Source organism: Paenibacillus sp. FSL W8-0194, assembly GCF_037969745.1.
Taxonomy (GTDB): Bacteria; Bacillota; Bacilli; order Paenibacillales; family Paenibacillaceae; genus Paenibacillus_AQ; species Paenibacillus_AQ cookii.
The window spans coordinates 5,446,810-5,468,659 of record NZ_CP150205.1 but is presented as its reverse complement, the minus strand read 5'-3'; the positions used below and the strand labels follow the sequence as shown (position 1 = coordinate 5,468,659).

The 21,850-nt window shown below is 50.8% G+C and carries 19 protein-coding genes; 18 read left to right on the top strand and 1 reads right to left on the bottom strand.

Going from position 1 to position 21,850, the window contains the following annotated elements:
* Nucleotides 1-123 precede the first annotated feature (123 nt).
* From MKY58_RS25290 to MKY58_RS25270, 5 genes are all read left to right on the top strand, one after another.
* Nucleotides 124-4,116 carry an Ig-like domain-containing protein gene (locus tag MKY58_RS25290; protein WP_339322558.1) on the top strand — a complete coding sequence of 1,331 codons (3,993 nt, stop codon included), beginning with the start codon at nucleotides 124-126 and terminating at the stop codon, nucleotides 4,114-4,116.
* A gap of 412 nt (nucleotides 4,117-4,528) precedes the next feature.
* Complete coding sequence (locus MKY58_RS25285) at nucleotides 4,529-7,240, top strand: stalk domain-containing protein (RefSeq protein ID WP_339322557.1); 2,712 nt, start codon at nucleotides 4,529-4,531, stop codon at nucleotides 7,238-7,240.
* Between the two features lie 163 nt (nucleotides 7,241-7,403).
* On the top strand, nucleotides 7,404-8,558 hold the full coding sequence (locus MKY58_RS25280; protein ID WP_160044079.1) for a sensor histidine kinase: 1,155 nt from the start codon (nucleotides 7,404-7,406) through the stop codon (nucleotides 8,556-8,558).
* A 4-nt stretch (nucleotides 8,559-8,562) separates the two neighbouring features.
* Nucleotides 8,563-9,285 carry a response regulator transcription factor gene (locus tag MKY58_RS25275; RefSeq protein ID WP_036715364.1) on the top strand — a complete coding sequence of 241 codons (723 nt, stop codon included), beginning with the start codon at nucleotides 8,563-8,565 and terminating at the stop codon, nucleotides 9,283-9,285.
* Between the two features lie 170 nt (nucleotides 9,286-9,455).
* Nucleotides 9,456-9,848 carry a hypothetical protein gene (locus MKY58_RS25270; RefSeq protein ID WP_339322556.1) on the top strand — a complete coding sequence of 131 codons (393 nt, stop codon included), beginning with the start codon at nucleotides 9,456-9,458 and terminating at the stop codon, nucleotides 9,846-9,848.
* A gap of 221 nt (nucleotides 9,849-10,069) precedes the next feature.
* Here MKY58_RS25270 and MKY58_RS25265 read toward each other — a convergent pair whose 3' ends face one another.
* A complete protein-coding gene (locus MKY58_RS25265) occupies nucleotides 10,070-10,708 on the bottom strand; it encodes a hypothetical protein (RefSeq protein WP_339322555.1) in 639 nt (212 codons plus the stop codon).
* Nucleotides 10,709-10,876: 168 nt separating this feature from the next.
* Between MKY58_RS25265 and MKY58_RS25260 the strand changes: the two genes are divergently transcribed.
* The 13 genes from MKY58_RS25260 to fliB all read left to right on the top strand — a co-directional run bounded on the left by MKY58_RS25260 (nucleotide 10,877) and on the right by fliB (nucleotide 21,806).
* Entirely contained in the window at nucleotides 10,877-12,019 is a 1,143-nt protein-coding gene (locus MKY58_RS25260; RefSeq protein WP_339322554.1) for a helicase-related protein, read from the top strand.
* 272 nt (nucleotides 12,020-12,291) lie between these two features.
* Nucleotides 12,292-12,873: a ComF family protein gene (locus MKY58_RS25255; protein ID WP_339322553.1), complete on the top strand. Its 582-nt coding sequence runs from the start codon at nucleotides 12,292-12,294 to the stop codon at nucleotides 12,871-12,873.
* Between the two features lie 522 nt (nucleotides 12,874-13,395).
* Nucleotides 13,396-13,806, top strand: a complete 411-nt coding sequence (locus MKY58_RS25250) for a TIGR03826 family flagellar region protein (RefSeq protein ID WP_036710415.1) — start codon at nucleotides 13,396-13,398, stop codon at nucleotides 13,804-13,806.
* Between the two features lie 184 nt (nucleotides 13,807-13,990).
* The gene (flgM, locus tag MKY58_RS25245; RefSeq protein ID WP_036710417.1) at nucleotides 13,991-14,275 is read left to right on the top strand and encodes a flagellar biosynthesis anti-sigma factor FlgM; all 285 of its coding nucleotides are present in this window, start codon (nucleotides 13,991-13,993) and stop codon (nucleotides 14,273-14,275) included.
* Nucleotides 14,276-14,788, top strand: a complete 513-nt coding sequence (locus tag MKY58_RS25240) for a flagellar protein FlgN (RefSeq protein ID WP_339322552.1) — start codon at nucleotides 14,276-14,278, stop codon at nucleotides 14,786-14,788.
* Nucleotides 14,789-14,839: 51 nt separating this feature from the next.
* A complete protein-coding gene (gene flgK / locus MKY58_RS25235; protein WP_339322551.1) occupies nucleotides 14,840-16,429 on the top strand; it encodes a flagellar hook-associated protein FlgK in 1,590 nt (529 codons plus the stop codon).
* Nucleotides 16,430-16,450: 21 nt separating this feature from the next.
* Nucleotides 16,451-17,371: a flagellar hook-associated protein FlgL gene (flgL, locus tag MKY58_RS25230; protein ID WP_339325246.1), complete on the top strand. Its 921-nt coding sequence runs from the start codon at nucleotides 16,451-16,453 to the stop codon at nucleotides 17,369-17,371.
* Between the two features lie 13 nt (nucleotides 17,372-17,384).
* A complete protein-coding gene (locus tag MKY58_RS25225; RefSeq protein ID WP_339322550.1) occupies nucleotides 17,385-17,948 on the top strand; it encodes a DUF6470 family protein in 564 nt (187 codons plus the stop codon).
* A 93-nt stretch (nucleotides 17,949-18,041) separates the two neighbouring features.
* Nucleotides 18,042-18,509: a flagellar assembly protein FliW gene (gene fliW / locus MKY58_RS25220; protein ID WP_339325245.1), complete on the top strand. Its 468-nt coding sequence runs from the start codon at nucleotides 18,042-18,044 to the stop codon at nucleotides 18,507-18,509.
* Nucleotides 18,481-18,714 (top strand): carbon storage regulator CsrA, encoded by a 234-nt coding sequence (gene csrA, locus MKY58_RS25215; protein WP_036710422.1) that lies wholly within the window; start codon nucleotides 18,481-18,483, stop codon nucleotides 18,712-18,714. The genes fliW and csrA overlap by 29 nt, the downstream gene beginning before the upstream one ends.
* Before the next feature lie 147 nt (nucleotides 18,715-18,861).
* Entirely contained in the window at nucleotides 18,862-20,097 is a 1,236-nt protein-coding gene (locus MKY58_RS25210; protein WP_339322549.1) for a flagellin, read from the top strand.
* A gap of 72 nt (nucleotides 20,098-20,169) precedes the next feature.
* A complete protein-coding gene (locus tag MKY58_RS25205; RefSeq protein ID WP_339322548.1) occupies nucleotides 20,170-20,535 on the top strand; it encodes a hypothetical protein in 366 nt (121 codons plus the stop codon).
* A gap of 29 nt (nucleotides 20,536-20,564) precedes the next feature.
* Nucleotides 20,565-21,806: a flagellin lysine-N-methylase gene (gene fliB, locus MKY58_RS25200; protein WP_339322547.1), complete on the top strand. Its 1,242-nt coding sequence runs from the start codon at nucleotides 20,565-20,567 to the stop codon at nucleotides 21,804-21,806.
* The last annotated feature ends 44 nt before the right edge of the window (nucleotides 21,807-21,850 follow it).

The following is a 21,850-nucleotide window of genomic DNA, read 5'->3' as shown; positions in this document are numbered from 1 at the left end:
TTCCGGCCGGAATCCTAAACTTCGTCCCTCTTTTAACCGAAAAAGAAGGTAAGCGTGTGTTTTGTGATGGGCTCATAAAACATGTCAGGAGAACACCAAGCCCGGGAAAGGAAGATGAGACGAATGAGAAAAAGGCTGTCGCTGCTGCTGGCCTTCATCATGACGATTGAAGTGATCTGGGGAGGACTTGGCGCAAGCGCCGCTGCGGTCACTTCTGCCCAAGATTTAACGCCGAAAATTTCCGTATCCCCCAATCAATGCAACAAGGATGAAGTCGGCCTGACGCCGACCTTTAGTCTGGATTTTAATCAACCCATGAAACTTGTGATCGTTGGCGGGAAGACGGAAGTCGACCTGCAGGATGTCACGAATTCGAACGGAAGCATGGAAAACCTGCAGATTCAGGAGGACCCGGCGCAGCCAGGGAAGCATTACGAGGTCCGGTTCACCAGCCAGAATCGATTGCAATACGGTCATCAATACATACTGAAAGTGAATGCAGGCGTTTTTCAGACGGATGATGGACAAAATTCGCTTTCGGAAGAGCTCAAATTCAACACGATCAAGAAGGCTGTCACGGGTTTTGAACCTGCGGTGAATGAAACCGGGGTAAATCCCAATGGCCTAAAGCTGAAAATGGCATTTGCAGAAGAGATGGTGGCAGGAACAGGTTCCATCCAACTGGTGCAGAAGTCGAATGAGGCGGTGATCGAAACGATCCCTGCCAGCCGCAGCACATTCCTCAATAACGGCTGCGCTGCGGAAATATCGCTCTCCAAAACGTTGGCCAATGACACCACGTATGCGGTAAAAGTAGATGCTAATGCTTTTAAATCGAAAACGGGCGTACCCTATGAAGGAATATCGGGCGTAACCGAATGGTATTTTACGACCCTGAGGAATACGTCGATTACGGACACCACCCCGCAGAACAACGCGACGAACGTATCTCGCGGTACAAAACTGACGATCTATTACAACCAACCGGTCATCGCCGGGAATGGTCTCATAGAATTGCGGCGTACGGATGGCACACTGGTACGGTCTGTTTCGGCCAGTAACGCTGCCGTCGTGTCGGGGAACGGTACTTCCCGGATTACGATCGATTTCAGTTCTAATTTGTCCAGCAATACCGGATATTACGTCACGGTTGCAAACGATGCTTTTAAAGATCAGCAAGGCAACGCGGTTCAAGGGATTACGTCCACCAATGGCTGGAGATTCTATACGGCTGCCGACAGCAGCTCGTCGACGTTATCGGTGGTTAACCTAAGTCCAGTTCATCAAAGCACGAACGTGCCGATCGATGCAGACCTGTACATCACCTTTAACCGGGAAGTGGTGCGGGGATCCGGCGAAGTGACGGTACGCAAATCGGGAAGCAGTTCGAACGTTCCCACCGATGTCAGCGTAAACGGACGCGAGGCGCGAATCCGCTTGTATCCTGGATATACGTATGATTATGATTCGACGTATTACGTGACGATCGGCAGAAATGCCTTTTACGATGCGCAAAATTACAATATTCCGTTCGCCGGTCTGACATCGGGCTGGACGTTCCAGACGCCGGTTTCGGACAAACAGCCGCCGGTGCTGCAGAGCAGCGAAATGTACAGCAACACGATCATCCGGTTGACATACAATAAGCAATTATATTCGGATAATTGGCTTAGTACCAGCAGCTTTAACGTCACCGTCAATGACGAAACGCGCCGCATCAGTTATGTTTACACATCGGGCAACAGCGTGTATATCGTGCTCGAAACAGGCGTAGCCGTCGGACAGGTCGTCAAAGTAAGTTATACGGGAGGCGCCCATCCGATTCAGGACGGGTATCGGAACCAGGCGGCCGCCTTCTCGGGACGGGAAGTCGTCAACGGGGTGGATTCCGCCCAGCCGAAACCTACAGACGGATATGTGTCCGGCAACACGGTGAGGCTGAATTTTGGGCAGTCGTTAAAAAGCCCTTCGACGTACGCCTACGAGCAGTTTAAAGTCAAAGCGGACGGGAACGCCATGAAGGTAAGCGGGATCAGCCAAAGCGGAAATACGCTGATGCTGACGCTGGCCGAGGCGGTTGGAGACGGGCAAGTCGTCAAAGTCGACTACAGTCCGGGCGCTAATCCGATTCAAGACAACCGCGGAATGAACATTGCTGCTTTTTCGGATTTTTTGATCCGGAACTATCTGGATAGCAAACCTCCCGTTTTTCAAAATGCAGAGGGCGCGGACAGCAAGGTTACGCTGAATTATAACGAACTGTTAAGCACGAGCAACGTACCGATGAAAAGCCAATTTTCGGTGCTGGTCAACGAAAAAGCGAATTATGTAACGAAAGTGGAAATCAAAGACAACCAGGTCATGCTGACGGTAACTTCCCCGCTGCCTAAGGATGCCAAAATCACGGTCTCTTACGTGCCGGGTACGCTGCGCATAACCGATTTGAACGGCAACTCGGCGGATTATATCAATCTTCAGCCGGTTACCGTGGTCGGAAGTTCGCTCGGGAACGACATCAAATCGGCCGTTGTGCAAGGAGACACGATCCAGGTCGTGTTCAACCGGACGATGGTTTCGCAATCATCGCTCGTCACGAATCAATTCCAGGTGAAAGTGGATGGCGTGATCCGGGGGATTGTGCAGGCTTCCATCACCGGAAGCACCATGACGATAAAATTGTCGAACCCGGTTTCGAGCGGGCAAAAGGTCGTCCTGTCGTATATCCCGGGAGCCACCCCGCTGAAAGATACTTCGGGCAACCGCCTGCTGTATTTCAACAATATTCCGGTCACCAATACAGGCACGGGCAGCGGATCAACCTTCACCGACCCGAACCTTCCTTCCGATCTGACCCGGCTGGATGCCGGAGAGTTCGGCAAAGATATGCTGGCTCTGGGCATTCAGTCCGTGGCCGTGGCGGATAGCAAAACCCGGAACGGGCAGTTTATCAAGCGTTATACGGTTGACCGCGAAAAATTGAAGAGGGCGTTCGAGTATATCGTCAGCCAAAACGAGTCGAGTCACACGGTTGTCATCGATGCCGCTTTAGGCCTGAACTCGGCTTCCGTCAGCCTGCCGCTGGACGTGCTCGAAAGCGCCTATAACCGGGACCGGGGCGCGGAGATCGCCGTAAGGGCGGGCGATGCGGTGTATGTGCTGCCGCTGAAACAGGTCGCGTTCACAGGAATTGCAAAAAGCTTGAATGCAAGCTCTTCGACCGCGATGCTGAATATCACCGTCGAGAAGCTGGCAGAGCCGATCGCCATGGAGTTAACCAAATCGTTAAACGGCGGATCGACGCAAAAAATAACCGACCCTGTTGATTTCTACGTAACGGCCAACACGACGGGAGGACAGGAAGTCGAAATCATCCTGAGCGGGGAGTATCTGATCCGTACAAAAACAACGCTACAGAACATGCGAACGGGGCTCGTGCGTATGGATGATGCCGCGGGCAAGCTGACGTTCGTTCCGACAGTAATCGACACACTGAACACAAGCAAGGTCCTTCATGCAAAAGCGAAAGGGAATTATACGGTTCTGGGATTGACCAACTATAAGTATTTTACGGATGTCGGCAACCATTGGGCCAAAAGCTCCATTGACACGCTGGGAGCCAAATTTATCATCGAAGCCAAAACGGGCAATGCCTTTGAACCGAACAAAAATATTACGCGGGCGGAGTTTGCCGAATTTGTCGCGAGAGCGTTAGGCCTTCAAGGAGATTTGAAAACGGCGGAACGATTCTATGACGTCACGAGCTCGCCTATGAGGGCTTTTATTGGTGCGGCTGCTAAAGCCGGCATCGTTACGGGGAACACGGACGGTTCGTTCCGGCCGAATAGCCCGATTACGCGAGAGCAAATGGCCATCATGATGGTTCGTGCAATGAACTATGCGGGGCACCCTCCAACATTGAATTTCTCTCCGGCATCGTATCTGCAGGTGTTTAAAGACAGTAATTCGATCCAATCTCCGGAATCGGCGGCACGGTTGATCAAGGAAGGAATCATTCAAGGCGTTACGCCGAACACGTTCCAGCCAAAAGGCAATGCAACGCGCGCGCAAGCGGCGGTCATGCTGGAACGGTTTTTGAAAAAGATCGGTTATTTATAAAAGCTGGTTAAAGGCCCTTTTTCCGAATGTCGGAGGAAGGGTCTTTTTTTGATCAGGAGAATGAAGATAGATTCACAAATTATGATAGGCAAAATACATAAGAGACGTTTTTTTCGAGATGGCAACCAAAGAGTTAGAAGAAAAGGCAAAAAGCGTCTGGTTTTTCGACCGAATCTGGCGATTTCGTTAAAAAAAGCATATTTATCCGTAACTTTTCCCGTTTAAAACAGTCTATTAAATAGGACAGAGGTTACAGAAAAGTAATCTCTTAAGCTCGTAAAAGCGAACCGAATGGGCAACATTGGCCAGCGGTGGAACTTTTTTCTAGGCAGAGACGTCAGTAGATTATTAGATTTATTCCGGTTCATAGGGTTGAAATGTGTTTTAAAAAAAGATGGGAGAGTAACGCTTCATGAAAAGAAACGGAAAGACAAGTGACAGCAAGCAGGGGATGGCGGCAAGCAAAAAGTGGATGGTCGTTTCGCTCGCGGGATTGCTTTTTATCGCCCCCGTCGTCGGCAGCGGGATTCCGCTGAACGGGCATTCCATTTCCTCGGTAGCAAGCGCCGCGTCCGCATCGGTCGTCAAGCTGGATGAAAATCCGGTGACGTCGGGCGCGATGTTGACCAAATACAAGTTCACGACGACCCGTTCCGGGAAAAAGGCAACCGCTTTGGCGGACGTGATCCGGATCGATCTGCAAAATCCGTACGTCAAGATCGACGTGATGAACGGCAAAGGCGGCCAGTTTACGACGAAACAAAGCACCGGCGGCATGGCCAAAGAAAACGGCGCCGTTGCTGCGGTGAACGGGGACTATTTTAATACCACAGCGGAGGGCGCGCCGATCGGCGGCCAAGTGACGGATGGACAGCTTCTGTCGACGCCGTCGGACATTAAAGGGATGTATTCCTTTGCGGTGACGACGGACGGCAAGCCGATCATCGACGAGTTTGCTTTCAGCGGCTCCGTAACGGCAGAGGACGGATCGTCCTTCCCGCTCGCGGGCATCAATAAATCTTCGTATAATCCGGAAAGCAGCAGTGCGAAATACAGCCACTGGGACGCCATGTACATCTACACCAGCGCCTGGAAATCGACGGAACGTCCGAAAAACAGCGCAACGACGCCAATCGAGGTGCTTGTTCAAAACGACGTCATTACGCAGATTTCCGACGTGGGCGGATTCGTGGGGATGCAGGTGCCGCAGGACGGATATATTTTGCGGACGCACGGCAAAGCCGCCGAATTCGTGAAAAATCATCTGGCCGTCGGCCAAAAGCTGAAGACCAGCTACATGCTGAACTCGAAAACGATGGGTCAGTCCGTGGATCCCTCCAAACTGCAGACGATGATCGGCGGGCACACCATTTTGGTGAATAACGGCAAAGCCGCCGCCTTCTCCCGCGACGTGTCCGGCATCGGCGGATACCGGGCGCGGACGGCTCTCGGCTACTCGAAGGACGAGCGTTACGTCTACATCGTGACGGTGGAGAAAAACGACAGCAGCTCCGGCATGTCGCTGGGCGAGCTGCAGTCGTTTATGGTCGACATCGGCGTATGGAAGGGCTTGAATCTCGACGGAGGCGGTTCGACGACGCTGGTCAGCAGACCTCTGGGCGAAAATGAAGCCACGCTTACCTTTCATACCGAATACGGGACGCAGCAGCGCAGCGTCGTGAACGCCGTGGGCGTGTTCTCCGAAGCGCCGAAGGGCGAACTGAAAGGCCTGAAGATCAGCGGTTCCTCGGCCATCCTGATCGGCCAGCAAGCATCCTTTAAGTTAAAAGGCTACGACAATTACTACAATCCGGTGGATACGTCCAGCCTTACGCCGACATGGAAATCCAGCAACGGCAACATTAAAGTGAGCGGCCAGACCGTTACCGGCGTGAAGCCGGGAACCTCGACCATTACCGCGGTCAGCGGCCAAGCGAGCACAAGCATGCAAGTGAAGGTGCTGGGGGCAAGCGATTTGACCGCGCTTAACGTCGGTTCCCAAACGGCGCCGCTGCAGGCAGGCAGCACGGTATCCGTGCCGGTGACCGCCGTGACGAAGGACGGGGACAAGGTCGAAGTGCCGGAAAGCGCGCTGAAGTGGGAGTTCGTCGGCTTTAAAGGCAGCGTGAAAAACGGCAAGCTGACCGTGGCTTCCGTTGATCCGGACGTTAAAGTGGGGTATGCGATCGCCCGTTACAACGGCTTCAGCACGGCGGTCATCCTGTCGGCAGCCGGCGAAGACCTGTGGGAGAACTTCGAAAAGGTCTCTTATCCGGTCCAGTTTACGAGCAATCATCCGCAAGTGACCGGCACCGCCGCCGTAACGCAAGGAACCGGGGACCATGCGGGTTCGAAAGTGCTTCAATTGACGTATGACATGACCGCGGGCACAGGCAAAATGTACGCCTACGCGGAACTGAACGGATCGGCAGGCAAAACGATTTCGGCTTCGGCCACCCGGATGTCGATCGACGTGATGGGCGACAACAGCCTGAACTGGGCCCGTGCGGAGCTGAAGGACAACAACGGTCAAACCGTCTACGTGGATCTGGCCAAGGCAATCGACTGGGACGGCTGGAAAACGATCGACGTCGACCTCAGCGATAAAGGAATCGCCTTCCCGGCCCAACTTAAGCGCGTCTATGTCGTAAACGTGGAAGAGGGGCAGGACGAGCGGGCAAAATCCGGCACGGTCGCATTCGACAATATCAAATTCACGATGCCGTCCCTTTCCAGCGATGCCGGCTTGCCGACCGGAAAAGTCGTGATGGCGATCGGCCAGAAGTCCTTTACCGCGAACGGACAGAGCAAAACGATGGAAGTTGCCCCCGTCATGAAGGGAGCAAGTACCTATATTCCTATCAAATACGTGCTGGATACGTTCGGAGGCCGCGCGGTATGGGATGCCGCCAATCAACGAATCACCGTGACGCGTGGTGGAAAAGTCATGGATTTGACGGTAGGAGATACGGACTTTATCCTAAACGGAAAGCGTAAAGGCGCAAATGTTGCTCCATATATTAGTAATGGTCGGACTTTAGTCCCACTTCGTCTCGTATCCGAGCAATTAGGATTAAATGTAAAATGGGAACAAAAAACGAAGACCGTCACTATCGAATCATGATATGGTATGATATGTATAGAAATGAACTAATGACCATGGATCACGGGAGTCAGTCCGGTAGAGTTCTATTTTGCGTGCGATATACAAGTTACTGTGTTCGTCGGACCGACTCGTAGCTCATTCTATATAGAACTGTAATGGTAAGAAATGGAGTAGAACGTACGTGGATTTTCAAGCCGATGCGATAGACCGCGTCATTAAGAACGCCATTCAGGTGATGGAAAACAGCAAGTATCAGATGTTCGAGATTCTTGAGGCGGCCCGGGACGAGCTGGCCTCATTGAATCAGGAGCTGCAATACGTGATGAAGGAAACGATCGAAACGCTGCAAAAGGTGGATCAGCTGGAGCTGAACTACAAGCGTTCGCGCATCCGGCTGACGGAAGTCAGCCGGGACTTCGTCCGCTACAAAGAGGATGACATCAGGCAGGCGTATGAGAAAGCGACGCAGCTGCAGCTCGATGTTATGATTTATCGCGAGAAGGAAATGTACCTGAAGGCAAGACGCGATGAATTGCAAAAAAGGGTCCGAAATGTTGAAAACTCTGTTGAACGTGCTGAATCCATCGGATCACAAATGGGTGTGGTACTGGAGTACTTGTCAGGCGAACTGGGACAGGTGACTCGGATTATCGAAACGGCGAAAAACCGTCAGTTGATCGGTCTGAAAATCATACTGGCTCAGGAAGAGGAACGCAAACGCATTGCCCGCGAAATCCATGATGGTCCCGCACAGCTGCTGGCCAATCTCGTTCTCCGCACGGAAATTGTGGAAAGAATGCTGATGAAGCAGGAATTTAAGATGGTGCAGGACGAAATATTAGATTTGAAGGGACAAGTGCGCTCCAGCCTGGAAGAAATGCGGAAGGTCATCTTTAACCTCAGGCCGATGGCTCTTGATGATTTGGGGCTGATCCCGACGCTCCGGAAATACGTGCATGATTACGAGGAGAAAACGAAAATCCGTACGATTTTCGAAACGCGGGGCAAAGAGCACCGTCTCTCTTCCGCCATGGAGGCAGCCATTTACCGCTTGGTGCAGGAAGCGCTTAGCAACGCAGCCAAACATGCCTATCCTACTTATGTTTTAGTCGAGATTACATACCAGGCCCAGATGGTGAAAATTGTTGTTCAGGATAATGGACTCGGTTTTAAGGTGGAACTCCTGGAACAGAAATCGAAGGATCATTTTGGGTTGATCGGGATGCGCGAGAGAGTGGAGCTGCTCGAAGGAAGAATGGAACTTGAATCCGCAGAGAACCAGGGTACAAAGATCGTAATCCATATCCCAACGAACGTGGAGAAGGGAAAGGAGTAACAGGATGGAAAACAGGGATTCTGACAAAACAACCATTAAAGTCCTTTTGGCTGACGATCATCAATTGTTTCGCGAGGGTCTGAAGCGCATTTTGAACATGGAGGATGACATTGAAGTCATCGGCGAATGCGGGGACGGCATTCAAGTATTGGAATTTTGCAACGAAGAAAAACCGGACATCGTGCTCATGGACATCAATATGCCGGTCGAAAACGGCGTGGAGGCGACCGAGAAGCTGCGCGAGCTGTTTCCGGACGTGAAGGTCATCATTCTGTCTATTCACGACGACGAAAGTTATGTATTTGAAACGCTCCGCAAAGGCGCTAACGGTTACCTGCTGAAGGACATGGAGGCGGAGTCGCTGATCAATGCAATTCGTTCGGTGCAGGAAGGATACGCTTTTATTCATCCGAAAGTTACCGGTAAATTGATCCAGCAGCTGCGCCGCATGACGTTCCTGAACGAAACGGGAGCCATGGCGGAAAGCGGCGTCAGGGAAGCCGGAGTTAAATTCGTTGCCGGGGAAAATAATCCGTTGACCCGCCGCGAAGCCGAAGTGCTGCGCCTGATGGCTGAGGGCAAGAGCAATAAAATGATCGGGGAATACCTCTTCATTAGCGAAAAAACGGTGAAAAACCATGTCAGCAGCATTTTGCAGAAGATGGAAGTCGACGACCGTACGCAAGCCGTCATCAACTCGATCAAATACGGTTGGGTAACGCTATGACGCCGTGCAGCTTTGGAACTTCTGGTTCCGGCTGCCATTGTTTGTGAAATTTCCCACGGGGTATAGGCGATGGACGTGACCGCCCAAAAGGGTGTGGGCTTCTGATGCGCTTTCATTCACCGACCTGTTGTGGCCAGCATATATTGTTGGTAACAGGGAGGTGAGTCAGCATGTTGACCCCGTTATTGTCCATCCTTCTGGTGTATGCTGCAGCGATTGCAGCGGTTCATGTCTTTCATGCCTGGCACAAACGCCGGGAAGGGCGTGAAGTCCATTATATTCTCGTCACGTCGAATCATGAACGGCAGATCGAATGGTATGTCCGCGCTTTAGGCTTATATGCCTGGGTAACCGGCAAAAGAATCCGGCTTACGGTGCTGGATCTCCATTCGGATGATGCCACGCTTGGCATTTTGAGGCGGCTTCAGGGGTTGGCCGGCATGGAGCTGTCCGTGACGACCGATGAATCAGTCTTAAGCCGTGCTGGCGGTTCCGAAGATTCGGATGTAACGATGATCGATTTGCGAAATCCGCATGAAGCGAGGCAGATTCCGTATGTTTAGGACGAAGCCCGCAAACAGCGGCATAGGGAGTATTCCGATGTGAAGCACACTTCTTAACGGGAAACCGGGGAGGTGTGCTTTTTTGCTTGGTTCAACGATATTGACGGTCATCATCGGCGAAATGTTGCGGATCGGATGGATTTGGACAAGCCCGATTGGAACGCGGCGATACATTTAGGCCGAGAATGTTTCTAAGGAGGGATTCGCGTGCGGGTGGCGGTTTATGCCATTGAGCATGAAGGGAAATGGAGGATAAGACGTTCGCTGGATTTGCGGGTGGATGTCCTGTGGTGGTGGCAGCGGTTTTGCGCGAAGCCAGGTTCCGCCAGGATGGTATTGTTGTCCGCGGCAACCGCGTTCAGTTCGGCCGTCCGGTTGGAGCAGCGTTTTGAGCCGCGGACGGATATGAACGGATGGGATCTGCGGAAGTGGGGGCTTTGGTTTCGCGAGCAGATGGAAGAGGAAGCGGGCGGGAGAATGAATGGGGATGCACCCGTTGATGGGCAAACGCTTTTCGGCGATCCCGGGGAAAGTTTGCATAGCGGCACCGGGGGATGGATGTGGGATTTTCGCCAGGCGATGCCCGAGCAGGTTTGGCGCCTGCTGGAGCGTCCCGCCGGACCGGGACAGGCTGCCGGCGCTTTGGCCGAGCTTGGCGGAATGTCCGATGCACTGGTCGCGCAGGTCAGCGGCAGATCGCTGCTCGCAGCGGAGGTCGACGCGCTGCTGCAGGAGATGGCGCCGGGCCTTGCAGGCGCCTGGCACAGCGCCGCCCAGCTGGCCAGCCTGCAGGGCCGGCTGGCGCTGGACGCGGGCCTTGCGGATGCCGGCCCGCGTCGGGGAGGCGGCCTGCTGCGCATGGGCCGCCCGAGGCTCCCCGCTGCCGGCGCTGCGGCAGCGAGGCCACGGGCCGCACGGCATGCGCCGCGTGCGGCCGCGCGGACTGCGCCTACTGCGAGGCGTGCCTCGCTCTGGGGCGCAGTCGCGCCTGTTCGCTGCTGCTCCGCTCAGCAGCGAGGGACCCGGCCGTGCGCGCAGCGGCCGGGCCGTCCACCGCCGCGGTGCGCGGGCGGTGGGGATTGAGCGCGGCGCAGGGCGATGCCGCCTGCGCCGCGCTGGGGTTCCTGGCGGAGCCGCCCCGCAGGGGCTCCGCGGCCCCAGGCGGCCGAGCGGAGCGGCCGCCCAGCCGCCATGCCCGCTTCCTCCTATGGGCCGTCACCGGCGCGGGCAAAACGGAGATGATCTTTCCGCTGCTCGGCGCGATCTTGGAGAGGGGCGGCCGCGTGCTGGTGGCCACGCCCCGCCGGGACGTCGTGCTGGAGCTTGCGCCCCGGCTGGCCAAAGCCTTTCCAGACACGCGGATCGTCACCTTGTATGGAGGCAGCGACGAACGTTGGCGGGAAGGCGATCTGACACTGGCGACAACCCATCAGCTGATGCGTTTTTATCAAGCTTTTGACCTGGTCGTCATCGACGAACTTGACGCTTTTCCTTACCACAACGACCCGATGCTGGCTTATGCAGCCGAGCATGCTTGCAAACCGGACGGAAAGTTCATTTATCTGTCCGCGACGCCTCCGCGCCCTTTGCAAAAGGAAGCGGCCCGCGGCCGTCTGCCGCATGCGAAAGTGCCCGTCCGGTTTCATGGGCATCCCCTGCCGGTTCCCAAGCGGATCGCGCTCAAAAGCATAGAGCAATGTTTGCGCCGGCCGATGCTTTTAAAGCGGTTGTCGAGCCATCTGAGTCTGTCGTTGGAGCGGGGGGCGCAGATTTTTTTGTTCGTTTCCCGCATTCGGCATATCGATCCTCTCGTCGCCATCCTGCGCAAGATGTTTGGCGAGGTTTGCATCGAAGGCACTTCATCGGAGGATCCCTTCCGCGCGGAGAAGGTGACGCGGTTTCGCCGGAGGGAAATCCGGCTGCTGGTGACGACGACGATCTTGGAACGCGGGGTGACGGTTCCGCGCAGCGACGTTTTTATCGCGGACGCCGACAGCAGCCTTTTTGACGAAGCTTCGCTTGTGCAAATGGCCGGCCGGGCAGGCCGCTCCGCCGAGGACCCGGCAGGCCGGGTCGTGTTTGCCTCGCCGCAGTGGACGATTTCGCAGAAAAGAGCCGTCAACCAAATCAAAAGCATGAATCGCATTGCGCGGAAAAACGGGTATCTGTGAAGGACTGCAACATCAACCATTAGGAGGGGTAAAGCGAGATGAATTCGTTAAGTTCATCCATTTCCCGATTTATTCGCGAGCTTCTGGCTCCGCCGGGAGACGTTTGCCTGACATGCGGCAGCAGGACGAAACTCGTTCGGGAATGGCCGGGGATATGCCAGCGATGCGCCGGGGCGATCCCGTGGATTTTTCGGCCCCGTTGCGCGTATTGCGGGAGAGCCATCGGCTGTCCGGATTGCCTGCGGCCCGATGCCCGGCTGCGGTCTTTTGTCATGAACCGAAGCGCGGTCAGATACAACGAGATGATGCGGGAATGGCTCGCGCAGTATAAATACCGGGGACATGAGAGATACGCAGCGTTAATCGTAAAAATGCTCAGCCATGCTTTTGTGAGGATGCAGCACGAGATCTCTTCCTTGCAGCAGCAACCCAGCCTGTCCCGAAAAGGCCAGCTTTGGCGGCCGGATCTCGTGACGTACGTTCCAGTGAGCGATGAAAGACTGCTCGAGCGCGGATTCAACCAAGCTGAAATTTTGGCAAGGGGGATCGGGAAAATACATCGCATTCCGGTCGCACCGCTGCTTGTTCGGACGGTGAGTACGGGGAAGCAAAGTTTTAAAACCCGACAGGAGCGGATTAAATCCATGGAGAACGCTTTTGAATGGAACCAAGAAATGTCCAGCAAGATAAGAGGCTGTATATCCTCGCCCGCAGCGTTCCGTATTCTATTGATTGATGATATTTATACGACTGGGAGCACAATTAATGCTTGTTCCGAGGTAATGCAACGAACCTTCAAACATGAAACGGGTATATATGCACACATTTATAGTCTTACATGGGCAAGGTCCTGATTAGTGACTTCAATTTGGATCTGCAGGAACTGCATTGTGGCTTTTGATCGATTCAATTTAGTTGAAGCGCTTGTAATTGCAGCTATGAATGGTGGGTTTGAAAGATATGCCATTGGTAAGAGTGAATGGGGTACTCAAGTCATAATAGTTGAAAGCAATAATCCAATTGTTTATAATTGCCCTAAACATGGCATAGATAACTGTCATAATGTAATAATAGATCTACTGTTAATGCTGGTGTGTGGGAATGCGACAATGGGAAATTCTGTGAGTGTAAGGTTTTGTCTGAGAGGATAGGATGTAAAGAAAATAAATACATGCTTACTCTAAAAGGTGAACTGGAACTGCGGATGAGAACCGAACAGACCTTCAGATCAAAGAGTCAGGATTAGATCGCGTTTTCGTCCACTAGGGACTAGGAGTTTCAAGAAGCTGTTAACTGCTTGAGTGATTCTGGAAAACATTCTAACATTGACGTCATAAGTTCGTCTATAATGTTTGGATTTGAAAGGGGGCGTCATCGTGAACCTGGCAAACTGTCCTCGCTGCGGAAGATTGTTTGCAGCTAATTTTAAAGACATGTGCCCGAACTGCATCAAGGAAATCGAGCATGAGTATGAAAAATGCGTCCAATACCTGCGCGAAGAAAAGGGGGCGACGATTCAGGAGCTTTCTGATGCGACCGAGGTTTCTGTCAAACAAATTACCCGCTTTATCCGGGAAGGCCGGATCTCCGTGATGAATGCGCCGAATTTGATGTACCCTTGCGAGGTATGCGGAACGCTGATTCGCGAGGGTCATATGTGCGACTCCTGCCGCACGCGCTTGACGAAGGAACTGACTCAGGCTGCCAAAGAGGGTGCAAACAAGGAACATGGAACTAGACTACAGGGCGAAGGAGCCTATCGGGTTATCGACAAATTTCACAATTAGCAGACCACCGGACTAAAAACATAAAATCTATTAATAAAGTTACAATGACGACCGATAAACTTAGTAAAGATTTATCGGTTATTTACGTTGGTGCGCCGGATACGCGCCGGATGACTCTTTTAAAGACTGATACGCAAGCCGCCCTGAAGGCGTCCCATATATACTTTGAAAGAAGGTGGACGATATGAAAATTAACGATACCGGACGAATTGGTGGAGTTAACCCTTACCAGCGGAATATGGAGGCCCAGAGACAGGAAGCCAAAAAAATGGAGCGTCGCAAGGATGAAGTGTCCATTTCGTCGGAAGCGATTGAAATGCTTGAGGCCCAAGAGCGCAATTCGGATCCGGAGCGGGCCAAGCGCATTCAGGACCTCAAGCAACAGGTTTCTTCGGGCACTTATCATGTGGAGGCAGGTAAAATAGCAGAGAAGCTCATGCCTTATTTCAAAAAGTTTCCTGAGAGCTAGGTGATTTTATTGACAATCGAAGACATCATTGGCATCCTTGAAAATCTTGAAACTGTACATCAAACAATGCTTGAAATCGCCGGGTGCAAAAAGAAAGCTATCATTAAAAACGATTTGGAAAGCTTGATTCAGATGATGAATCAGGAGACGAAAGTGTTAAAGCAGATCGAACTCTTGGAGTCGCAAAGAGTTGAAGCCGTTCATCAATTTTTGCAAGAGAAAGGGATAAAATCCAAGTTAAACCTTAATGTATCGGAACTATCCCGCCTCGTTTTCGACGTCGAGGAAAAAAACAGGCTGCAAAGCATACAAAGCAGGCTCTCGGATACGTTGTCCCTGCTGAAGCAGACGAATGAGCTGAACCAGAAATTAATTGCCCAGGCCCTTGAATTTATAGACTATTCATTGGATGTTCTCGTCGAGAAACCGTATCAGGAAGTTACTTACCAGCATCCGCTAACGGAACGGAACGGCGGGAAGCTTCAATCGGGTTATTTTGATTCGAGAGCCTGAACTTCATGGGTGTGTAGGTTTTAATCATAGTCATTACAAAGGGGGAACCACATGACGTCCACATTTCATTCAATAGAAACGGCCCGAAGAAGCCTCGCAGCCCAAACGACGGCTTTAAATACGACCGGCCATAATATTGCGAATGCGAATACGGAAGGCTACAGCCGACAGACGGTCAAGATGCAAGCCTCCCGTCCGATTGAAGCATACGGAATGAATCGATCCAATGCTCCGGGACAGCTTGGTACAGGGGTGGAAGTCACCTCCATAAATCGTATTCGCGAGCAATTTTTAGACAGCCAGTATCGTAACGAGAACAGCGCGAACGGAGGCTGGAGCATTCGCTCCAACACGCTCGAAAAGTTGCAGGCGATCATTAACGAACCTTCGGAGACGGGCATACGGACCGTTTTGGATAACTTTTGGAAGTCCTGGTCCGATCTAAGCAAAAACCCCGAAGATCCTACCGGGCGTAAAATCGTGGTGCAGACCGCGCAAGCTTTGACCGACGGCCTGAACCATATGAGCCGGCAAATTGACAGCCTTGAGAACGATCTTGCGACCAGCGTCGGCTTGAAAGCCCAGGAAATCAACGGATATTTGTCGTCGATCTCCGACCTGAACAAATCGATCACGCGCATCGAGGGGCTCGGCGATAATGCAAACGACCTGCGGGATCAGCGGGATCTGCTTGTAGACAAACTCTCGAAGATCATTAATATCAATGTGGTTGAAACCGACCAGGGATATAATATTTCAATGGGCGCGAATCAAACGTTGCTGGTCGGGGCCGAACCGGTCGCCGTCAATGTCGATAGCGAGTTTTTGAATGCGGCTTTTGACAGCGGCAGCTTGAACTCCGGGGAAGTCTACGGAATGATTTATTCCGGCAGAAATTATATTACCGACTATCGAAATCAGTTGAATCAACTCGCAAATACGATTGCGAACGGCGAAACGGAAGTGACCATCCCTAAAGGGTCGAACCTTCCGCAAGGCGTAACTTTTTCGGAAGATGTCGAAATTATGCTGAACGGAACGGTCAGCACGCTGCCTGCGGGCCAGCCGTTCCCGGACGGAGCGGCACTGAATCAAGACGCGAAAATGATCGTAAACGGCTTTAACGGGCTGCATCAATTGGGCTACACGATGGACGGAACCGCCAATCCGGGCAAACCGTTTTTTGTTTCGGATTCGTCTGCAGGGACGATCCGGCTCAACCCTGAAATTGCCGCCAATCCTTCCCTGATCGCAACCTCTTTGAGAGTCGATGGTACCGGTACCGGTAAACATGTGATTTCAGGAAACAACTCCTTGACCATTCTTCTGGCCGGAATGAAAGACAGCATTGTAAAATCGACGCAAAGCGGACAGCAAGGAACCATCGGGTCGTTGTTTAATTCGATGGTCGGGCAGCTTGGCGTAGAGGCGCAGGACGTCATGCGCCAAGTGGATAATTCGACGACATTGGTGGAGCAGGTGGATAATTTCCGTCAATCCGTCAGCGGCGTGTCTTTGGACGAGGAGATGTCGAATATGATTATGTTCCAGCACGCATATGGAGCTTCCGCCAGATTCATGACCACTTTTGACCAGCTTTTGGACAAGCTCATTAACTCCACCGGAGTTGTAGGCAGATAGATTAGGGAGGTGTGACATATGATGCGAGTAACTTCTAACATGATGAATTCGCAGCTGATGCTGAATCTGAACCGCAATGCTTATAAAATGAGCCAGACTCAAAATCAGCTTGCGACAGGACGGAAAATTAACAAACCTTCGGATGACCCGGTAGGGATTACCTATTCCCTGCGTTACCGCGCCGAGCTTTCTTCGAACGAACAATATCAAAAAAACGTGGACAGTGCTTTGTCCTGGCTGGATTATAACGATACGGTGCTGAATCAAGCGGGGGATGTCCTTCACAAGATCAGGGAATTAACGGTGCAGGCCGCGAACGGGACCAACCCGCAATCGGCGTTGAACAGCATCAAGGAGGAAATCGGCCAACTGAAAGAACAGTTGGTGGATCTCGGGAACAGCAAATTGAACGGCAAATATATTTTCAATGGCCAGACCTACGATAAGAAGCCTTACGATCTTCCCAAAAATCCGGATGGAACGACGGATATCACGAATGCCGATCAAGTGAAGACGGATGCGGGAAGCGTCGAATATATCGTTGGCGAGTCCATTAAGCTTTCGATCAATGTGACAGGGAATGACGTGTTTGGAACGGATCAGGATCCGGACAACCTGTTTACGATCATTAATAATATTACGAAAGCCCTGGAAAATGCCAATTATTCGGAACTGTCGCAACAGCTGACGAATATCGATACCCGGATGGATAAAATCCTTACGGCAAGGGCTGACGTTGGTGCAAAAACCAATCGGGTGGAGCTCATACAGGGCCGCCTCAGCGATATGGAAGTTAACTTGACCGATCTTCAATCCAAGATGGAAGACGCCGATTATGCCGAAGTGATCATGAACTCCAAAATCCAGGAAAACATTTATAACGCTTCCTTGTCTTCCGGAGCAAAAATTATCCAGCCTTCTCTTGTCGACTTTTTGAGATAAACGAGGTGCAGACATGCAGCCTATGATCCAAATCAGGCAAAGCCCTGCGCTGATCGGGATGGAGTCGGGGTTGGGCGAATATTCGATCCGTCAGCCGAGAGCGGATTTGACGATTGCGACGGAACGAAGCGAGCTCGATATCCAACATGAGAACCCCCGGGTGACGATCGATCAATCCAAGGCATGGGCTGCTTATACGGGCGGTTCCGTTATTGAAATGAACAATCGAATATACTCCGGCGTGCGTGAGATTTTTTTGCGGGGAATCGCGAATCGGGTCGAGCAGGGCAACCGGGTTGCCTCCATTCACCAGCCAGGGTCCATGATAGCGGATGTTTACGGGACGGACACGGAGGCCGGTGTTTTACCGGAGTTTCGGGGGCCTGCCTCCTTTGATAACGTTGATATTGATGTGCAGGTATCGCCGCTGCAAGTTTCCTATAGAGAGGGAAAGCTCGACATACAGGCCCGGGTAAATCCTCCTGAGGTCAGTTATCAGAGGGGCAAGCTTAACATTTATATGAGGCAATACCCCTCGATCGAGATCATCCCGCCTGCGCTTGATGCCATGATTTAGTTACAAGAAACGGATGAAGTCTTTTTACAAAGGCCTAACCCGTTTCTTTTCTTGTTAAGAGCCAAATATGCATTGAAGGAGTGAAATCATTTGATGATAGAGACAAGTTGGGGACCACTGGAAGTGGATGAAGAGCAAATATATCATTTTCCGAAAGGAATACCGGGGTTCGAGGAGGAAAAACGATTCGTGCTCATTTCAAATCAGGAGGAACCTTTCCAATACCTCCAATCCCTTCAGGAAAAATACCTCTCCTTTCTGATCGCAGACCCGTTCCTGTTTTACCCTGATTATGAGTTCGAATTGCCCGACCCCGATTCCAAAGAATTGAAGATCGAAGATGAAATGCTGATTCGTTGCATGATTACGCTGAGGGATCCGGTAGAGACATCGACGATGAATTTGCTCGCTCCGCTGGTCCTGAACCCGAAACTGCAGCTCGGCAAACAAATCGTTCTCCATGCATCGGCATACAGCACGAAGCAGAAACTGTGGGATTCGTCCGGGAATACGAAAGGGGAGGAAAAAGAGGATGCTGGTACTTTCACGCAAAAAGGGTGAGGCGATCGTCATTCAGGATCAGATTGAAATTACCGTGTTACAGGTGGAAGGCGATACCATAAAAATCGGGATTTCCGCCCCTTCGGATATCGATATTTTCCGGAAGGAAATTTATGCTTCAATCAAAGAAGCGAACCGGGAATCGGCCGTTTCTGCATCGGCGGACGTAAACGCACTTTTGAAGCAAATAAAAGGGATAAAATAAAAAATATTTTGCATCAACTATAAACAGACGCGAAGATTCCGTCGATATAAATAGTACAAGCTGTTCTGCGGGTGCGGCCGACTTGCGGAACAGCCGAAGTATATCCACATGGATGTGGAATGAACGAATTTCAAGGAGGAAATGAACATGATTATCAACCACAATATTGCCGCTCTGAACACGCATCGTCAATTGGGCGCAAACACATCTGCTTCTTCGAAAAACCTGGAAAAACTGTCTTCCGGTCTTCGCATCAACCGTGCTGGCGATGACGCTGCAGGCTTGGCGATCTCCGAAAAAATGCGCGGCCAAATCCGCGGTCTGGACATGGCTCAAAAGAACGCGCAAGACGGAATTTCCTTGATCCAAACAGCTGAAGGCGCTTTGACCGAAACTCACAGCATCCTGCAACGTATGCGCGAGCTCGCAGTTCAATCCGCTTCCGACACGAACACGGACAAAGACCGCGTTGAACTTCAAAAAGAAGTTGACCAGCTTGCTCAAGAATTGACTCGTATTGGCAAAGATACCGAGTTCAACACGAAGAAATTGCTCGACGGTACTTTCAGCGGCACGTTCCATATCGGTGCTAACGAAGGACAAAACATCTCTCTGTCCGTAGGCGACCTGCGCGGTTTGAGCCTTGGCGTCGTTGGAGATATCAAGTTTGAGCAGACTAAAGCTATTACTAACGCCGATAATAAAGTAGACATCAAAGACGGTACTTATACCGTTGACGGTACTGATCTGAAAGATGCAGAAGGTAACGTTGTTGCAACTACAGCAGATAGCGGAAAAACATGGAAATCCAAAACTGGCGATGATGAGTTTACTTTCGATGAGGCAGTAACTTCTGGCAAAATCACGATCGCTAATGGTAAGGCTACCGGTACTTCGAAATTCACAAATGGTTCCCTTCAAGCCGGCGAGTATACCGTTACCGATAAAGAAATTAAAGATGCAAACGGTAATGTTTATGCTACATCTACTGATGGAAAAGAGTTCAAAAACGCTGCCGGTGAGGCTGTGCTGACTTTGGACACTGCAGCAACCTCAGCTGGTCTTAAAATTAGCGTAGGCGGAACTGATATTTCTTCCGCAGCTACAGCCAACAAAGCCATCACTACCATCAACAACGCTTTGGAAACCGTATCTTCCGAACGTTCCAAGCTCGGTGCTTACCAAAACCGTCTTGAGCACACGGTTAACAACCTGGGTGCTTCTTCCGAAAACCTGTCTGCAGCCGAATCCCGTATTCGCGACGTAGACATGGCTAAGGAAATGGTTCAGTTCACGAAGAACAACATTCTAACGCAAGCAGCTCAAGCGATGTTGGCTCAAGCGAACCAACAGCCTCAAGGCGTTCTGCAATTGCTTCGTTAAGATTTTTCATTTAAAAGGAGACCTTAGTCTTACTAGGGTCTCTTTTTTTGAAGTTGAAGGAGCTTGATTTTTGTGGAGCATAGCATGGAAGTTATGAGAAAGACCTTGGAGTTAATGGATACATGTATTGATGGCGTTGAATATATCACTTGGAGATTGCATGAGGGAAAGATGGAGGCATGCCTTTATCTTTTGGAGGATATTGTTTGCGGCTTTTACAAGATGAAAGATTCTATGGATTTGCTGAATAACTATTTTTCCAGGCGTTATGATCATTACAAAGAATATGAAGTTGAAAACGAGCTTGATGCCATCATTACGGCTTACAAACTTCATCAAATTAATCAGGCAATCCTCCACGCAGGTCGCCTTCTACCTAGGTTTAAGGTTTGGAAAGGAGAGCTTGAGGGACACTTCCGTTCGTTTATCTTATCCTAAAGGGAATTTTTACGGTTTGGAGGAACATAATGACAAAGCAGAAAGTGATGCTGGTACCGAGCTATATGAATCAATTTTCGTGCATCGGTTCGGCTTGTGAGGATACATGCTGTTCGGGATGGCAGGTTTCCATAGATCAAGAAACGTATAAAAAATACAATAAAGTCCGATCCGATCTCAGACCGATGTTGGATAAACATGTAAAGCGCAATCGCGCAGGCAAATCTGCCGAGAACTATGCCAAAATTATTTTAAATGAAGACCGTTCTTGTCCGATGTTAAATGAGGAAAGGCTTTGTTCGATTCAATTAAAATTGGGGGAGGAACATCTGTCAAACACTTGCAGCACCTATCCTCGTATCGCCAACAGGGTCAACGGCGTTCTTGAGAAGTCTGCGACATTGTCGTGCCCGGAAGCGGCCCGCTTGGCCTTGCTTAATCCGAACGGGATGGAGTTTGATGAAACTTTGGAAGAAACCAATGCCCGAAACATCATTACTGCGGAAATAAAAGCAGCATCAGGACAAAAAGTTTCGGAATTGTCGGCGTATTTTTGGGAGCTTCGTATTTTTACGATTCAGGTTTTGCAAACGAGAACCTATTCCTTGGCGGATCGTTTGATCTTATTAGGCTTGTTTTATCAAAAAGTGGAGCAATATATCGAAGCAGAAGATATCAACGATATTCCTCAATTGATCGCATCCTATACCAACATGATTACAAAAGGAGACCTTGAAAACATATTATCAGGGATTCCTGCGTTATCTACCATACAAATGGAACTTCTAAAGCAGTTAGCTGATGTCCGTGCAATCAGGGGAATAGCCAGCCAGAGATATTTAGATTGTTTCAAACAATTTTTAGCCGGAATTCAATACGATAAAGAATCCAAGATTGAGGAAATTTCGGAGCGCTACCAATACGCATATCAAACATTCTATCAGCCGTTTATGGCGCAGCATGAATATATACTGGAGAACTACTTGGTCAACTACGTATTTAATCGCCTCTTCCCGCTCGCTAGAGGTAAAGAGGTATTTGAAGAATATATTATGCTCGTCATCCATTACTCCATGATTAAAATGCATCTGATTGGAATGGCTGGGTTTCATAAGGGAAATTTTGCATTGGAACATGTCATTCAACTCATTCAGTCTTTTTCCAAAACAATAGAACATAACTCCCAATATGTGAAAGATGTTAGAGAGCTGCTCAGAAAAAATGGATTCACGACCATGGCTTATATGTCTATATTAATTAAAAATAATTGAGTTTTGAACGAGGCTGCCGTGGTCCTTCCAGGCAGTTTTTCTTT

Coding starts and splice junctions, on each gene's coding strand:
- MKY58_RS25290 (WP_339322558.1), top strand. CDS start 124: ATGAGAAAAAGGCTGTCGCTGCTGCTGGCCTTCATCATGACGATTGAA.
- MKY58_RS25285 (WP_339322557.1), top strand. CDS start 4,529: ATGAAAAGAAACGGAAAGACAAGTGACAGCAAGCAGGGGATGGCGGCA.
- MKY58_RS25275 (WP_036715364.1), top strand. CDS start 8,563: ATGGAAAACAGGGATTCTGACAAAACAACCATTAAAGTCCTTTTGGCT.
- MKY58_RS25270 (WP_339322556.1), top strand. CDS start 9,456: ATGTTGACCCCGTTATTGTCCATCCTTCTGGTGTATGCTGCAGCGATT.
- MKY58_RS25265 (WP_339322555.1), bottom strand. CDS start 10,708: ATGCGCAGCAGGCCGCCTCCCCGACGCGGGCCGGCATCCGCAAGGCCC.
- MKY58_RS25255 (WP_339322553.1), top strand. CDS start 12,292: ATGAACCGAAGCGCGGTCAGATACAACGAGATGATGCGGGAATGGCTC.
- flgM (WP_036710417.1), top strand. CDS start 13,991: ATGAAAATTAACGATACCGGACGAATTGGTGGAGTTAACCCTTACCAG.
- flgK (WP_339322551.1), top strand. CDS start 14,840: ATGACGTCCACATTTCATTCAATAGAAACGGCCCGAAGAAGCCTCGCA.
- flgL (WP_339325246.1), top strand. CDS start 16,451: ATGCGAGTAACTTCTAACATGATGAATTCGCAGCTGATGCTGAATCTG.
- MKY58_RS25225 (WP_339322550.1), top strand. CDS start 17,385: ATGCAGCCTATGATCCAAATCAGGCAAAGCCCTGCGCTGATCGGGATG.
- fliW (WP_339325245.1), top strand. CDS start 18,042: ATGATAGAGACAAGTTGGGGACCACTGGAAGTGGATGAAGAGCAAATA.
- csrA (WP_036710422.1), top strand. CDS start 18,481: ATGCTGGTACTTTCACGCAAAAAGGGTGAGGCGATCGTCATTCAGGAT.
- MKY58_RS25210 (WP_339322549.1), top strand. CDS start 18,862: ATGATTATCAACCACAATATTGCCGCTCTGAACACGCATCGTCAATTG.
- fliB (WP_339322547.1), top strand. CDS start 20,565: ATGACAAAGCAGAAAGTGATGCTGGTACCGAGCTATATGAATCAATTT.